Raw genomic sequence first — 13,831 nt, forward strand, 5'->3', positions numbered from 1 at the left:
CGGGCCATGAGGAGGTCGCGGTGACACGCGCGCGTTCCCTTACAACCGTCCAGCCCGCCCTTACAAGGGTGCCGGACGCGCCTTGACGGAGAGGCGGGCGCACAGTAGCCAGGGCGGCCCACGCGTCCCCGAGGTTGGGTCCATGTCAACGAACGTCCTGGTCACGGGAGGGTGCGGCTTCATCGGGTCCAACCTGGTCCGCTACCTGCTCCGCGAGCGGCCGGACTGGAAGGTCGTCAACCTGGACCGGCTCACCTACGCCGGCAACCTGGAGAACCTCGCCGGTCTGGAGGATGAGTCCCGCCACGTCTTCGTGCACGGGGACATCAGCGACCGGGCCTGCGTGGACCGGGTGCTCCGCGAGCACGCCATCGACGCCGTCCTCCACCTGGCCGCGGAGAGCCACGTGGACCGATCCATCGAAGGGCCGGCTGTCTTCGTCACCACCAACGTCCTGGGCACGCAGCACCTGCTGGAGGCCTGCCGCGCGCACGGCGTGCGCCGCTTCGTGCAGTGCTCCACCGACGAGGTGTACGGCTCGCTGGGGCCGTCCGGGGCCTTCACGGAGACGTCGCCGCTCCAGCCCTCCAGCCCCTATTCGGCGTCCAAGACGGGCGCGGACCTGCTGGCGCTGGCGTACCACCACACGTACGGCCTGGACGTGGTGGTGACCCGCTGCTCGAACAACTACGGGCGCTATCAGTTCCCGGAGAAGCTCATCCCGAGGATGGTGGTGAACGCGCTCCGCGACCAGCGGCTGCCCGTCTACGGCGACGGCCAGCACGTGCGCGACTGGCTGCACGTGGAAGACCACTGCCAGGGATTGCTCCTGGCGCTGGAGCGGGGCCGCGCGGGGCAGGTCTACAACCTGGGCGGCGGCGCGGAGCGCAAGAACCTGGACCTGGTGAAGGGCATCCTCGCGGCGCTGGGCAAGCCGGAGTCGCTGATTGAATTCGTCACGGACCGGCCAGGCCATGACCGCCGCTACGCCATCGACGCGGCGAAGAGCCGGCGCGAGCTGGGGTGGGCGCCCACGCATTCCTTTGAAGAAGGGCTGGCGGACACGGTGCGCTGGTACGTGGAGCACCCGGTGTGGTGGGAGCGCGTGCTGAGCGGGGCGTACCGGAGCACGGTGACGCTGGCGCGCCGGGGGCACGGGGCATGAGCCGCTTCGTCGTCACGGGAGCCAACGGGCTGGTGGGCCGCCGGGCGTGCGCGCTGCTGGCGGCGCGGGGCCACACCGTCGTGGGGCTGGGCAAGGGCGTGCGCCGCGCGGCGGGGGCGTTCGACTACGAGACGCTGGACCTCACGCACGAGGCGGAAGTGGCGCCCGCGCTGGGCCGGCTGTCGCCGGAGGTCGTCCTGCACTGCGCGTCCATGACGGAGGTGGACGCCTGCGAGAAGGCGCCCGACGCCGCGTACGCCGCGAACGTCACCGCCACGGCGGCGGTGGCGCGCTGGACGCGCGAGGCCGGCGCGCACCTGGTGCACGTGTCCACCGACTACGTCTTCGACGGGGACTCAGGGCCCTATGCCGAGGACGCGGTGCCGAACCCTCGCGGCGTCTACGCGATGACGAAGCACATGGGCGAACAGGCCGCGCGCGTGCTCGCACCTGGATGCGCCATCGCGCGCACGGCGGTGGTGTACGGCTGGCCTCCGGTGGAGGGCCGGCTCAACTTCGGCGCGTGGCTGGTGAAGACGCTGTCGGCGGGGCAGCCGGTGAAGCTCTTCGAGGACCAGGTGGTGTCCCCGAGCTTCGCGGACAACGTGGCCGCGATGCTGGTGGAGCTGGGCGAGCGGCGGCTGGGCGGGACGTGGAACACCTGCGGCGGCACGGTGCTGGACCGCGTGGCCTTTGGCCGCGCGCTGTGTGAGGTGTTCGGCTTCGACGCGGGGCTGGTGGTGCCCACGCGGATGGCGGACCTGAAGCTGTCGGCGCCCCGGCCGCTGAAGAGCGGGCTTCTGACGGACAAGGCGCGGGAGCAGCTGTCGGAGAAGCCGCTGGCGCTGACGGAGTCGCTGAAGCGCTTCCACGCGAGCTGGCTCGCGGCCCGGGCCGGGGAGGCGGGATGAAGGGAATCATCCTCGCGGGAGGCTCGGGGACGCGCCTGTATCCGCTGACGCTCGTGGTGAGCAAGCAGCTGCTCCCCGTCTACGACAAGCCGATGATCTACTACCCGCTCACCACGCTGATGCTGGCGGGGATCCGCGAGGTGTTGATCATCTCCACGCCGCAGGACCTGCCGCGCTTCCGCGACCTGCTGGGCGACGGCGAGAAGTGGGGCATGTCCTTCCAGTACGCGGAGCAGCCCCGGCCGGAAGGGCTGGCGCAGGCGTTCGTCATCGGCCGGGACTTCGTGGGAAGCGAATCGGTGTCCCTCATCCTGGGGGACAACATCTTCTACGGGGATGGCCTGAGCGAGCTGGTGCGCCGGGCGGTGCGGCGCGCGTCCGGGGCCACGGTGTTCGGCTACCAGGTGAAGGATCCGCAGCGCTACGGCGTGGTGGAGCTGGCGCCGGGCAACCGGGCCATCAGCATCGAGGAGAAGCCCGCGAGGCCTCGCTCCAACTACGCCGTCACCGGGTTGTACTTCTACGACAACCAGGTGCTGGACATCGCGGCGGGGCTGAAGCCCAGCAAGCGCGGCGAGCTGGAGATCACCGACGTCAACGCGGAGTACATGCGGCGCGACCAGCTCACGGTGGAGCTGATGGGGCGCGGCTACGCGTGGCTGGACACCGGGACGCACGAGTCGCTGATGCAGGCGTCGTCGTTCATCGAGATCATCGAGCGCCGCCAGGGGCTGAAGATCGCCTGCCCGGAGGAGATCGCCTTCCGCATGGGCTACATCGACGAGGCGCGGCTGGAGGCGCTCGCGGAGCCCATGTTGAAGAACGACTACGGCCAGTACCTCAAGTCGCTCCTGGGCCACCGGGGGATGGCGCCATGAAGGTCCAGACGACGGAGCTCCCCGGCGTCCTCCTGCTGGAGCCGCGCGTGTTCGGGGACTCGCGGGGCTTCTTCGTGGAGACGTTCCACGCCCAGCGCTACCTGGACGCGGGCATCCCCGGCCCCTTCGTGCAGGACAACCTGTCGCGGTCCGTGAAGGGCACGCTGCGAGGCCTGCACTTCCAGGAGCCGAACGGGCAGGGGAAGCTGGTGCAGGTGCTGGCGGGCGCGGTCTGGGACGTGGTGGTGGACGTGCGCAAGGGGTCGCCCACGTTCGGCCGGTGGATGGGGGCGGAGCTGTCATCCGGCAACAAGTGGCAGCTGTGGATCCCCCCGGGCTTCGCGCACGGGTTCTGCGTGCTGAGCGACTCGGCGGACTTCTTCTACAAGTGCACCGAGCAGTACGCCCCGGAGTCCGAGCGGAGCGTGGCCTGGGATGATCCGGACCTGGCCATCCCGTGGCCGGTGAAGGAACCCCTGCTTTCGGCGAAGGATCAGCGCGCGCCCCGGCTGAAGGACGCGGCAGTGTTGCCCATCTATTGATTCGGGCGGCCGGGCAGGCGTGACGCGGGGGCTTGCGGCTTGAGACGACCTGCGCGGTAAGCAGCCAGGGGAGCAGGCGGGGCTTTTGGGGTGGAAGCCAGCCGGGGGATGGAATGCCCAATCTCCTCCGAGGAGGAGACGCATGGTCTTGCCCGGCAAGGGAATGGGTTGGAAGGAGTTCTTCAAGTCCCTCAAGGACGAGTGGGGACGCGACAAGGTAGGCAACGTCGCGAACGCGCTGACGTTCTCGGCCATCCTGGCGCTGTTCCCGTTCCTGCTGTTCCTCGTGTCGCTGGCCGGTGTGCTGATTGATCCGCATCAGGCGCAGCAGCTCATCCAGGAGATGTCGAAGGTCGCGCCCCAGGAGGTGACGAAGATCCTGGGCGAGCGGCTGGAGGCGCTGGCGAACAGCAACCCGGTGGGGCTGCTGACCATCGGTGGCGTGGGCGCCATCTGGGCGGCGTCGGGTGGCGTGGTGGCGCTGATGGAAGCGCTCAACACGGTGTACGGCGTGGAGGAGAAGCGCCCGTTCTGGAAGATGCGAGGCATCGCGCTGCTGACGACGCTGGGGACGGCGGTGACGGTGGTGCTCGCGGCCATCGTCGCCATCGTCACACCGGCGGTGGCGGACAAGCTGGGCGAGCCGCTGTCGAGCATCGTCCTGTGGCTGCGCATGCCGGTCGCCGGCATCCTGATGATGATGCTGCTGGCGGTGCTGTACTACGTGCTGCCGGACGTGAAGCAGAAGTTCAAGTTCATCACGCCGGGTTCGATTGTGAGCGTGGTCATCTGGGTGCTCGCCTCGTGGGGCTTCTCGAAGTACGTGGCGAACTTCGGCTCGTATGACGTGAACTACGGCGCCATCGGCGGTGTCATCGTGCTGCTGCTGTGGATGCAGATCTCCTGCATGGTCGTGCTGCTGGGCGCGGAGATCAACGGCATCCTCGAGCACAAGTCGCCGGACGGGAAGGCGCCGGGCGCGCGGGATCCGGACGCGCCGGGACCGAACGTGACGAAGACGGAGGCGGAGGAGCGGGGCGCGAACCTGCCCGGCGCCACGGACTTCCGTCCGGTTCCGCCGCAGCCGCGGTACGAGAGCCGCCCGGTGGCGCTGGGCAAGACGCCGCTGGCCGCCGCCGCGAAGTGGGCCGCGGGCGTGGGCCTGGGCGTGTTCCTGATGCGCCGCAAGTCCGCCGCGCGGTAGGCCCTTCCGGTGTCCAACGGCGGGCGGTCCTCGAAAAGGGGGCCGCCCGTCGTCGTTTTCAGGGCAGGGGCGACGTGACGAAGTCCTTCCCGTCCGAGTGACAGCCGTGACAGGTGGAGTGCGCGCGGCCGTAATAGTTCCGGGTGTAGTCCGGGCCGAAGCCCTCGTAGAAGATCCAGGTGTCCTTGCCGGGCCCTTCCGCGACCTTCACGTCCAGCGCGTGGCCCCGGAGCGTCTTCCCATCGTCCTCGAAGAGCTCCTTCACCAGGATGCTGCCCACCGGGTGCGTGGCGTTGCCGTCGCGCAGGGACCGCGCGACGACGTCGTTGAAGAACACGCGGACCTTGCTGCCGTGCGGAGCGCGCGTCTCGTGGACCGAGGGCTCCGCGAGCCAGGAGGTGTACTGGCCCGAGCGGACGAAGGCGGTGATGCCGTTCTCGGACGTGTCGATGCCCTGGATGACGCCGAGCCCCTCGTCCACGGAGGAGGAGGGACCACAGGCGGCGGACAGGACCAGGAGCAGCAGCGGGAGGGCGCGCATGGCCAGGACTACGCCGCGGGCGCCGGGACGGTTACAGCGGGGCCCGGCTCACTGGGGTGCGTAGTTGTGGCTCAGGTCGAAGACCAGCGTCTTCACGATGGGCGGGATGGAGATTTCGATGCGGCCCAGGTTCAGGTCCGCGCGGGTGACCTGGTAGGAGATGCCGCCGAACTCGTCATCCGGGGCGAAGCCGTCGTTGTCGAAGATAGAGATTTCAAGCGGGTAGCGCAGCAGGTTGGAGGTGATGACCTGGCAGCCGCCGGTGCGCCATTCGGGATCCCAGGTCTCGGCCTCCTCGGTGCGGGTGCGCTCGCGAGCGGAGGGGCAGTTCATCTCCACGACGACGTCCGGAGGGGAGCCGTCGGAATCCCAGTCCTCGCCCGTGTCCGGGTCGACGTCCGCGATGACGGCAAACCGGGGCTGCACGTACGTGCGCATCACGCCCACGTAGCAGGTGAGCTGGTCGAGCCGGCAGACACTGCCTTCCGCGCACGTTTCACAGAGGCCTCCATTGGGACCGCATTCCGAGTCGCTGCGGTAGCCGATGCACTCGTTGAGCGCGTTGCAGCATCCGTCCGCGCAGTTCTCCGAGGTGCAGTCGTAGGGGCCGCACGCCGGGAGCCACAGCGCGCAGAGGAGGACGAACAGCCAACAACCGAGGTTTTTCATGAGCGCCGTGAACGCTAACCCGCCTTCGGCCCGTCAGTCCCGGGCCTTGCGGGCGACGGCCTTCTCGTAGGCGGCCTGAAGCTCCCGGAACACCGAGCGGGAAGGGCGCGGCGCGTCCAGGTGCAGGTGGCGCAGCTCCACCATGAACGCGTCCCACAGGGCCGGGCCGCCCTTCTCCAGCAGCTCCGCGCGCACGGACAGCTCCTCGCTCGGCTGGGTGTGCCTGCGGCCCCAGGCGCCCATGTGCGCGAGCAGCGGCACCAGCTGGATGGACGCCTCCGTGAGGCTGTAGATGCCCTTCTGCTGGTGGTTCGGATCCGGGCGCCGGGATAGCAGCCCGGACGCGGTCAGGCGCTTCAGCCGGTCCGCGAGGATGTTGGACGCGATGCCCTCTTCGCTCCGTGAGAGCAGGTCTCCGTAGGTGCGCCGGTTCCCGAACATGACGTCGCGGATGACGATCAGGCTCCACCGGTCGCCAAGCTGTTCGAGCGTCAGGTTGATGGGGCAGCCGGAGCGTCCCGTCTGTGGCATGGCCGTCCTCCGGAAACGGATGCTTGCAGTATGCAAGCGGTCCAAATACGGTTCAACCCATTGCGAAACGCAAGTGGTCGAACGGAGGGGTCCAACGATGTCGCTCGCGGTCTACGGTCACTATTTCTCCTCGTACACGCAGAAGGTGCTCATCGCGCTGTATGAGAACGGCACGCCCTTCGAGTTTCGAGGCATCGGTCCGGAGACGCCGGAGCACACCGCCGACTGGCTGCGCCGCTGGCCGATCGCCAAATTCCCGGTGCTGGTGGACGGAGACCGCAACGTCGTCGAGACGAGCATCATCATCGAGTACCTCCAGCTGAAGCATCCCGGCACGGTTCGCCTGCTGCCCGAGGATCCGCTGGCCGCGCTGGACGTGAGGTTCCTGGATCGGTTCTTCGACCTGCACGTCATGGACGCGGTCCAGCAGGCCGTGAACGGTGCGCTGACGGGAGACCCTGTGAAGCGCCAGGACGGGATGACGCGGGCGGTGGAGAGGCTGGAGCGCGCCTACGGCTGGATTGAAGGGCAGTTGGGTGGCAGGACCTGGGCCACGGGCAACGCCTTCACGCTGGCGGACTGTGCGGCCGCACCGTCGCTGTTCTACGCGGATTGGACGCACCGGATTCCGGAGTCATGTCCCCAACTGCGCGCCTATCGCGCGAGGTTGCTCGCGCGTCCGTCCGTGGCCCGCGCGGTGGATGGGGGGCGGCCCTACCGTCCGCTCTTCCCGCTGGGCGCGCCGGACCGCGACTGAGAGTGTCAACACGCGGGTGGCCAATGACACCCATGCCTGACGTGTGAAGACACATTGCGCCGAAATATTGAGCCCCGCAGCGAAGCGGGGTTAGCCTCGCATTGCTTCTCAACCGGGAGAGTTCATGCGAGGAATTGTTTCACCGTTGATGTTCGGGCTGCTCGTGGGCTGTGGTCCCGCGCCCGTGGATGACACGGCAAGCCAGCCGGCGCCTCAGGCGGAGTCCGAAGTCAACGCCTCGGTGCTGCTCGAGTGCGATGTGTTGGACGGGATGTCCTGTCCGTCGTCTGGCGCCAACCCGCGGACGTGTATTCGCCCCGGTGGTGTGGGCCATGCTTTCTGCTATTGCGACGGGGAAGGCTACGACTACTGGCGCTGCTATTACTGAGAGCGCTTCAAGGCCGCGGAGGCGCTGACGCCGCGGCCAGGATGTACTGTGGCAGGAGTTCCTCACGGAACTTCCGCCACAGGGCAACGTGGTTGTAATTGCCCGCGGTGAAGAGCACGACCAGGTCCAGCTCCGGAACCACCATCACGAGTTGTCCCCCGTTCCCGCTGGCCTCGTACTGCGAATACACCCGGTCGCCGACGCGCAGCTCATGGAGCCACCACGTGTAGCCGTAGGTCCGTCCGTCCGGCATCGTGCCAGGTACTGCTCGCCGTCAGGCATCAGGTCCAGGTGATAGCCGCGCATCTGGAGGGGCGTGGCGACGTTCTGGGTGAAGAACTCGGGGATCCACGTGTGCGTGGTGTTGCGAAGCACGCCGCCCAGCAGGTTGATATTCGCGGAGCAGTACACGGCCTTGCCGCCGCCAGGAGCGCGGACCATGGGCAGGTCCAGCGTGTACTTGTACCAATCCGGGACGGAGTCCTCGAGCCGGTCCTCGTTGCCAGGGGAAGCCGCGTCGTCGTCATCACAAGCCAGGCCCGTGGCCATGGTCATCAGGTGCGCGACGGTGAGCTTGCGCTTGCGAGCGTCCAGGTTGGAGAACTTGCCCTTGTACTCGGGAAAGAGGGACGTGACGGGTGTGTCCACGGTGAAGGGGGCACCCCGATCCAGCGCGATGCCGATGAGCAGGGACGCGTACGACTTGGAGGAGGAGCGCAGGTCGTGGGGGCGCTCCTTGTCGAAGCCCTGGAAGTACTCTTCGAGGATGAGCTTGCCGTGCCGCGCGATGAGCAGGCCCTGGATGGCGGGCGCGGGCTCTGGACTGGGTTCCTGGTCGAGGATGCGCTGCACGAGCTGCTGGAGCGGCTGGACGTCCATGCCGACGTCGGCCGGTGAGGCCGTGGCCCAGCCGTCATCCTCGGGGATGGGCTTCTGCCAGGCGTAGGGGCCTGACGCGGGCGTGCGGGAGTAGAGGCCCACAGCCTGGGACCGGTCGCGGCGGGTGAAGTCGAACGTCGTGTCGAAGGGAGGGTAGGGGAGGGACAGCCGTCCGGACTGTGCGTCGAACGTGCCTTCGAACGTCGCGTCGCCCTTGGCGGAGGTGAACCGGACCGTGCGGTCCTGGAGCTCCACGCGGAACAGCATCCGGTTGCCGAAGTTCCGCTCCGGGTTGCGGATGAAGGCCGTCACCGAACCGTCAGGCTGTTTCTGGACGACGAGGTAAATCGAGAACCGGTCCTCGAGTGGCGCCACGATGCCGCGCCAGACACCGGGCTGCACCGCGCGCAGCTCCACGGGAGTGGCGAACTTCATGCCGCTCATGAGCACGGGCGGCTGGATCCAGTGCCCGGTGATGTTCTCCGCCAACGCCGCTCGGAGTTCGCCTCCTGGAAAGACGACGGACACCTTCCGGCCCTCGACACGTGCCGGGACGTCGAAGCCCGCGATGCGCGCGCTCCAGTTGCTTCCGGTCCGCACCAATGTCAGCTCGCCTCGGACTTGAGGCCCGAGGACGCGCTCACTGCCCCAGATGCCCACCAACGGATCCGCGGGCAGAGGGACCGCGCCGGCCTGAAGAGGAAGCAGCGCCAGCAGGAGCCCGAGGAAGCAGTGGCGGGTCATGGTCTGCTATTCATACACGCCGTGAAATCCCACGTCGGCAAATACCAGCCCATCCGCCTGCTCGGCGAAGGCATCGTCGAAGACTCTCTGGCCAAGGCCGCCGGCCGGTGGGGCATCGAAAAGACGCTGGTGCTCCAGTGCCTCCGGCCGGACATGGCCGAGGACGTCGGGCTCGCGCAGATCTTCCTCGACACGGCGAAGATGGCCGCTCGGCTTACGCACCCGCACATCGTGCGGATCTTCGATTTCGGTAAGGCGGACGGCACGTACTTCCTCGCCCGGGAGCACATCGACGGACTCAGCCTGCGCAGGTTGATCAAGCACATGGCGGTCCAGCGGATGGCACTGCCGGCGACACTGTGCGCGCGCATCATCTCGCAAGCCTGCGAGGGGCTCGCTTATGCCCACGACCTCACCGACCCCAAGACGAACGAGCCGCTGGAGCTCATCCACCACTGCATCCGGCCGTACAACATCCTCCTGTCGCGCGAGGGGACGGCCAGGGTGTTGGACTTCGGCGTCGACGACTTCCGGACCCGGTGGACCCCCCAACACCATGTCCCCAACCTGAGCCAGCACGTGTACATGGCGCCCGAGGACATCAGGGGCTTGAGGGTGGACCGGCGTGCGGATGTCTACTCGCTCGGGGTGGTGCTCTACGAACTGCTCACCACGCGCAGGCCCTTTGAGGGCAAGTCCCACTGGGACGTGTTTCAAGCCGTCTTGTCCGAGCCCATGGTGCCCGTCGAGCAGCACCGCCCGGACCTGCCCGGCGCCCTGCGAGCCATCCTCGCCCGGGCGCTCGCGAAGGACCGGGACCAGCGCTACCCGGACTGCCACGCGTTCCGGAAGGACTTGGAAGACTTCATCCGCTCGGAGGGTAAGCCGGTGACACCGCGGCAGGTGGCCCGGCTCGTCCAGCAGATCACCGCGAGCGACGACCCGGAGGCCCAGGCACGGCCCCGATTGGGACGAGGCTGGAGCCTCGCGGCGGCAGTGGGCCTGGGAGTCCTGCTCGGATGTGGCGCCCTGCTTTGGAAGATGGGCACCGCGCCCGAGCCCGAGAAGGTTCGCGCTACTCCACCGTGAGCGGGAACTGGGCGGATGCCGGATGGCCCGTCACCGCGAGGACGCGAGGCTGCTCTTTGTCCCATTGCCATTCTCTGGGCTGCGACTCCCAGGAGCACGGCTCGACGGTGATGGTGAGCGGTCCCGAGCCCTCGCTCCGGGGCTTGAAGGTCACCTCCAGCTCCGCGGTGGCCCCTGCCTCCAATCCGGAGGTATGCCCCACGACGTTCACGCGGTTCTCCTCCACCATCGGGAGCGGCTGACCGCGATACCGCACGCTCACGTCCACCACGCGAGCGCCGACAAGTACCCCGGACACGCGGATCCGCACCGCCTCACACGCGGGCCCGTCATTGCGCACCAGCGCGCGCCAGGTCTCGGCCACGGGAGCGGACACGGTCAGCGGCGCCGAGGTGTGTTCGGCCCAGTGGATCGTGGGCGTCTTGAATCCCACGTGCATGAGCGGCGCGCCTGGGCTCACCAGACGGTTCGAGGCGCTGAGGCGCAAGGGGTGTCCGGGCTCGGCGGTGAGCAGGAAGAGCGCGTCACGGTCCTCGGCGCCCACCCACCACCGGTCAGGCCCCGCAGGCGTCACCGAGACGAAGGACGGCCAATCCCCCACGAGTGTTTCGAGCACCTGGAGATCGGGCAGGGACACCAGCAGGAGCTTGTCCTGGACGAAGAGGAGCGCCCGGTCCGCGTCGAGGACGCACACTCCGGCTCCGCCCCAGATCATTTCCTCGGCCTCATCATCGTCGTCTTCGTTCCCTGGAATGGAGCCAAGCAGGGTGCCGTCGAGCGCGAAGTGGAGGAGCGCCGTCTGGCGGTAGTTGATGACGAGCAGGAGAAGCACGCCGTGCGGCGTGACCTGGGCCCGCCAGATGTCCTGATCACCACCCGGCTCCACCTGGAGCGTTCCCTCCGGCTGAGCCGCCCCAGTGCGGAGCACGTAGACGCGTCCCCGGCCCTTCTCCACGACGGTGATGCCAAAGGGGCTCGAGTCGAGGAACGCTCCATCCGGGGACTGACGGAGGGGGCGCCCCTCGGAATACCCGTATCCGGTCGTGGCGCGTACGGGCTTGGGCAAGGTCATGGGCTCCCATCGCTGCCCGGACGCATCGGTCGTGGCGAGGGAGGTCAGCTTGAGAGTGCCATCCACCACCGTGCCGATGAGTCGGTCCCCATCGCTGGTGAGATCGAAGCACTCACACGGAAAGGCCTCGACGGGAGCGCTCGCACCGGCCCCCACGGAGAAGACACGCCGGTCCCCGCTTCCCACCCAGAGGTCCTTTGCCGCGTCGAGCGTGGTGAGCACCACGGGCGCGGATGGATACTCGGTCACGTCTCCGCTGACGTCTCGGCGCACGCCTTCGGCACCGTTGAAGACGATGAGCCGCTGCGGTCGGAGATCAAACAACCACGGTCCACGGGCCAGAAGACGGCGTCTCGGGTACATGGCTCTGCATCATACCCGCTGACGCGCTGACCGCCCCGGATGCGTGCCACCTGTTCCGCGGGGGCAGCGAAGGTCTCGGGCACCGGATGTTATAGCCCGGCCATGCGGCCCGAACTGACAGAACGATGGCTTACGCCCGATGGTCTGCGTCGGAGAGAGTGATTGAGCGCCTGTGGGTTCCAGGGCCCCTGGCGTGACGTCCTCAGGGGCTTTCCGGGAGTGGATGCGCTGGGGGCGCAGGTGGGAGACCTTCGGGGCATCGACCTCACGCATGAGGAACTGCCGGGCGCGGATCTCGTCCATGCCCGGCTTGACGGTGCCCGCCTGGACGACTGTGGGCTCACCGAGGCGCGACTCGACTTCGCCACGTTGTCTGGAGCTTCGTTGTCCTTGGCTCGATTGGATGGAGCCAGTCTGATGGCGTGCGTTGCGCTGGGCATGTGGTGCGGCATCTCCGGGAGAAGGGAGGCTACCCATCATTCATGGATGCCATCCTGCTCTGGCCTGGCCTGGCCTGTCCGCTGCCGCGACGAGGGAGGAGCCGAAGAAGGAGCGGACACCATGATTGGACTCTCGCCAGGCTGCTACGCATGACGGAAAGTGCTGGACGTGTTCGCTTGCTCGAAGTGTGGAAACAGGAGATGTGCTCATCCAGCGCGCCTTCGCCGCCCTTTCAAAATGTCTCGAGGAAGGTCTTCATCTCGCGCAGCACCTCGTCATGGTTGGTGAGCCAGACGTAGTGCCGCGCGTGCTCGAGCTTGATGCCCTTCCAGTTCGGCATGCTCATCACGCTCAGCATTTCGGCGTCCCGCTGGAGCGCCCTGGCGTTTAGGGTCCTCAACTTCTCCTGCACGGGAAGGTCCATTTGGGAGAAGCCTGGGAGGTCCTCCGCCCGCCCGAACCGAGGCTGATCCACGTAGAGGAAGAGCACGGCCGCCGTCACGGCCGCGAAGTCCACCTTCGAGAAACCCTTCATCACCCGCTCCTCCGCGTGCGGCCACTTGCGGTCGCGCAGGTAGTGCCCGGTCTTCGGATCGAACTCGTTCGCCTCGTCGATCTCGTGCGCGGGGAACGCTCCTCCGACGTCACGCGCGACTGCGGCGGCGAGCGCGGCGCGTGAGGCCACGTCCTCGGGAGCGGGCTCGCTTGGAGGAGGCATGGGCAGGACCGAAAGGAGCTCCGCCAGCAGGTCACCGTTGGTCCTCACGTCCAGGTAGACCACCTTCTCCACGCGCTCCGGGTGATGGGTTGCCACCCAGGTGAGCTCTGGCCCGGCGGCGGAGTGGCCCACGAATGACGCCTTCGAGATTCCCAGCCCCTCCAGCACCCGGACGACGTCCTCGCCCAGGGTGGCGGTGTCGTAGCCCTGCTCGGGCCAACTCGACGAGCCAAACCCCCGGCGGGTGACGGCGTAGACGTGATGGGCCGCGGTGAACTCCGGCGCGAAGGTGTCGAACACGTGGCCCGTGTTGCCCAGGCCCGACAGGAAGACGAGCGCAGGTCCCTGGCCTCCGAAGTCGAGCAGCTCAAGCTCGACCCCCTCGGCCACCTTCATCCGCTTCACCTGATGCAACGCGCTGGAGTCGGCAGAAGCCGGGACCGGGACGGACTTCGTCGTCACACAGGCGAACAGCGGCAAGCAGAGGATGAGGAGTTTTCGCATGGACTGACTCCACTACAGGAATGCGGAGGCCACCAGGGAAGCCCATGGGTAACAGCTCGCCGCGCACTGCCAAGGTAGTCGCCACTGGCGAGGGCGCGTGCTGCTTCGGCGGGTGCACCACCACGGGCTTGAGCGGCGCGGCCCCCTGCTCACTGCTCTGCGTCTTCTTTCCGCCGGGCGTCTGCCCCCGCCTCCACGCCTGCAACGTCGGCTCCGACACCCCAGCCTCTCCACCACCGCCTTCAGCGTGTCGCCCTTCTCCACGTGCACCTCCAGTTTTTTGACCCGGAGGTCTCACGTCGAAGCCCCTCTAGGAGCCTGTCGCGGTAATCGCGATGGGGGCTTGCCCTGCCGGGGAGGAGGATGCTCAATGCCCGGCATGAGCAAGAAGTTCCGCCCCTGGAATGTGCAGCAGGACTTCCTGCTGCCGCCCTC

Annotated in this window: 14 protein-coding genes; 8 read left to right on the top strand and 6 right to left on the bottom strand. The window is 67.8% G+C overall.

Annotated elements, in window-relative coordinates; translation table 11 throughout:
* Positions 1-142: 142 nt before the first annotated feature.
* The 5 genes from rfbB (at position 143) to D7X96_RS27415 (ending at position 4,700) form a co-directional block, all read left to right on the top strand.
* Entirely contained in the window at positions 143-1,165 is a 1,023-nt protein-coding gene (gene rfbB, locus D7X96_RS27395) for a dTDP-glucose 4,6-dehydratase (RefSeq protein ID WP_120546711.1), read from the top strand.
* Positions 1,162-2,076 carry an SDR family oxidoreductase gene (locus D7X96_RS27400; RefSeq protein ID WP_120546712.1) on the top strand — a complete coding sequence of 305 codons (915 nt, stop codon included), beginning with the start codon at positions 1,162-1,164 and terminating at the stop codon, positions 2,074-2,076. Before rfbB ends, D7X96_RS27400 begins: the two co-directional genes overlap by 4 nt.
* Positions 2,073-2,954 carry a glucose-1-phosphate thymidylyltransferase RfbA gene (rfbA, locus tag D7X96_RS27405; protein ID WP_120546713.1) on the top strand — a complete coding sequence of 294 codons (882 nt, stop codon included), beginning with the start codon at positions 2,073-2,075 and terminating at the stop codon, positions 2,952-2,954. The genes D7X96_RS27400 and rfbA overlap by 4 nt, the downstream gene beginning before the upstream one ends.
* Positions 2,951-3,496: a dTDP-4-dehydrorhamnose 3,5-epimerase gene (gene rfbC / locus D7X96_RS27410; RefSeq protein WP_120546714.1), complete on the top strand. Its 546-nt coding sequence runs from the start codon at positions 2,951-2,953 to the stop codon at positions 3,494-3,496. The genes rfbA and rfbC overlap by 4 nt, the downstream gene beginning before the upstream one ends.
* 142 nt (positions 3,497-3,638) lie before the next feature.
* Entirely contained in the window at positions 3,639-4,700 is a 1,062-nt protein-coding gene (locus D7X96_RS27415; RefSeq protein WP_121723325.1) for a YihY/virulence factor BrkB family protein, read from the top strand.
* 58 nt (positions 4,701-4,758) lie between these two features.
* On the opposite strand, the gene D7X96_RS27420 is transcribed toward D7X96_RS27415, so the two are convergent.
* The 3 genes from D7X96_RS27420 to D7X96_RS27430 are packed head-to-tail and all read right to left on the bottom strand — an operon-like array spanning position 4,759 to position 6,441.
* Positions 4,759-5,241 carry a hypothetical protein gene (locus tag D7X96_RS27420; protein ID WP_121771096.1) on the bottom strand — a complete coding sequence of 161 codons (483 nt, stop codon included), beginning with the start codon at positions 5,239-5,241 and terminating at the stop codon, positions 4,759-4,761.
* Positions 5,242-5,289: 48 nt separating this feature from the next.
* Positions 5,290-5,910 (bottom strand): C2 domain-containing protein, encoded by a 621-nt coding sequence (locus tag D7X96_RS27425; protein WP_121771097.1) that lies wholly within the window; start codon positions 5,908-5,910, stop codon positions 5,290-5,292.
* A gap of 33 nt (positions 5,911-5,943) precedes the next feature.
* Positions 5,944-6,441, bottom strand: coding sequence for a winged helix-turn-helix transcriptional regulator (locus tag D7X96_RS27430; RefSeq protein ID WP_120546718.1), 498 nt, complete (start codon positions 6,439-6,441; stop codon positions 5,944-5,946).
* A gap of 97 nt (positions 6,442-6,538) precedes the next feature.
* On the opposite strand from D7X96_RS27430, the gene D7X96_RS27435 reads away from it, so the two are divergent.
* Positions 6,539-7,198 carry a glutathione S-transferase family protein gene (locus tag D7X96_RS27435; protein ID WP_121771098.1) on the top strand — a complete coding sequence of 220 codons (660 nt, stop codon included), beginning with the start codon at positions 6,539-6,541 and terminating at the stop codon, positions 7,196-7,198.
* 532 nt (positions 7,199-7,730) lie between these two features.
* Here D7X96_RS27435 and D7X96_RS27440 read toward each other — a convergent pair.
* Positions 7,731-9,209 carry a serine hydrolase domain-containing protein gene (locus tag D7X96_RS27440; RefSeq protein ID WP_244219745.1) on the bottom strand — a complete coding sequence of 493 codons (1,479 nt, stop codon included), beginning with the start codon at positions 9,207-9,209 and terminating at the stop codon, positions 7,731-7,733.
* Between the two features lie 21 nt (positions 9,210-9,230).
* Between D7X96_RS27440 and D7X96_RS27445 the strand changes: the two genes are divergently transcribed.
* Positions 9,231-10,298: a serine/threonine protein kinase gene (locus D7X96_RS27445; protein ID WP_147468409.1), complete on the top strand. Its 1,068-nt coding sequence runs from the start codon at positions 9,231-9,233 to the stop codon at positions 10,296-10,298.
* On the opposite strand, the gene D7X96_RS27450 is transcribed toward D7X96_RS27445, so the two are convergent.
* A complete protein-coding gene (locus D7X96_RS27450) occupies positions 10,285-11,694 on the bottom strand; it encodes a hypothetical protein (protein ID WP_121771100.1) in 1,410 nt (469 codons plus the stop codon). The genes D7X96_RS27445 and D7X96_RS27450 overlap by 14 nt on opposite strands.
* Before the next feature lie 279 nt (positions 11,695-11,973).
* On the opposite strand from D7X96_RS27450, the gene D7X96_RS41810 reads away from it, so the two are divergent.
* The gene (locus tag D7X96_RS41810; protein ID WP_368667109.1) at positions 11,974-12,327 is read left to right on the top strand and encodes a pentapeptide repeat-containing protein; all 354 of its coding nucleotides are present in this window, start codon (positions 11,974-11,976) and stop codon (positions 12,325-12,327) included.
* A 79-nt stretch (positions 12,328-12,406) separates the two neighbouring features.
* Here D7X96_RS41810 and D7X96_RS27460 read toward each other — a convergent pair whose 3' ends face one another.
* A complete protein-coding gene (locus D7X96_RS27460) occupies positions 12,407-13,396 on the bottom strand; it encodes an alpha/beta fold hydrolase (RefSeq protein WP_244219746.1) in 990 nt (329 codons plus the stop codon).
* Positions 13,397-13,831 lie beyond the last annotated feature (435 nt).

Source organism: Corallococcus interemptor (assembly GCF_003668875.1).
GTDB classification, from domain to species: domain Bacteria; phylum Myxococcota; class Myxococcia; order Myxococcales; family Myxococcaceae; genus Corallococcus; species Corallococcus interemptor.

Excerpts from the sequence above, each read along its gene's own strand:
- rfbA (WP_120546713.1), top strand. The coding sequence starts at position 2,073 with ATGAAGGGAATCATCCTCGCGGGAGGCTCGGGGACGCGCCTGTATCCG.
- D7X96_RS27420 (WP_121771096.1), bottom strand. The coding sequence starts at position 5,241 with ATGCGCGCCCTCCCGCTGCTGCTCCTGGTCCTGTCCGCCGCCTGTGGT.
- D7X96_RS27425 (WP_121771097.1), bottom strand. The coding sequence starts at position 5,910 with ATGAAAAACCTCGGTTGTTGGCTGTTCGTCCTCCTCTGCGCGCTGTGG.
- D7X96_RS27460 (WP_244219746.1), bottom strand. The coding sequence starts at position 13,396 with ATGCGAAAACTCCTCATCCTCTGCTTGCCGCTGTTCGCCTGTGTGACG.
- D7X96_RS27435 (WP_121771098.1), top strand. The coding sequence starts at position 6,539 with ATGTCGCTCGCGGTCTACGGTCACTATTTCTCCTCGTACACGCAGAAG.
- D7X96_RS27400 (WP_120546712.1), top strand. The coding sequence starts at position 1,162 with ATGAGCCGCTTCGTCGTCACGGGAGCCAACGGGCTGGTGGGCCGCCGG.
- D7X96_RS27430 (WP_120546718.1), bottom strand. The coding sequence starts at position 6,441 with ATGCCACAGACGGGACGCTCCGGCTGCCCCATCAACCTGACGCTCGAA.
- rfbC (WP_120546714.1), top strand. The coding sequence starts at position 2,951 with ATGAAGGTCCAGACGACGGAGCTCCCCGGCGTCCTCCTGCTGGAGCCG.
- D7X96_RS27415 (WP_121723325.1), top strand. The coding sequence starts at position 3,639 with ATGGTCTTGCCCGGCAAGGGAATGGGTTGGAAGGAGTTCTTCAAGTCC.
- rfbB (WP_120546711.1), top strand. The coding sequence starts at position 143 with ATGTCAACGAACGTCCTGGTCACGGGAGGGTGCGGCTTCATCGGGTCC.
- D7X96_RS27440 (WP_244219745.1), bottom strand. The coding sequence starts at position 9,209 with ATGACCCGCCACTGCTTCCTCGGGCTCCTGCTGGCGCTGCTTCCTCTT.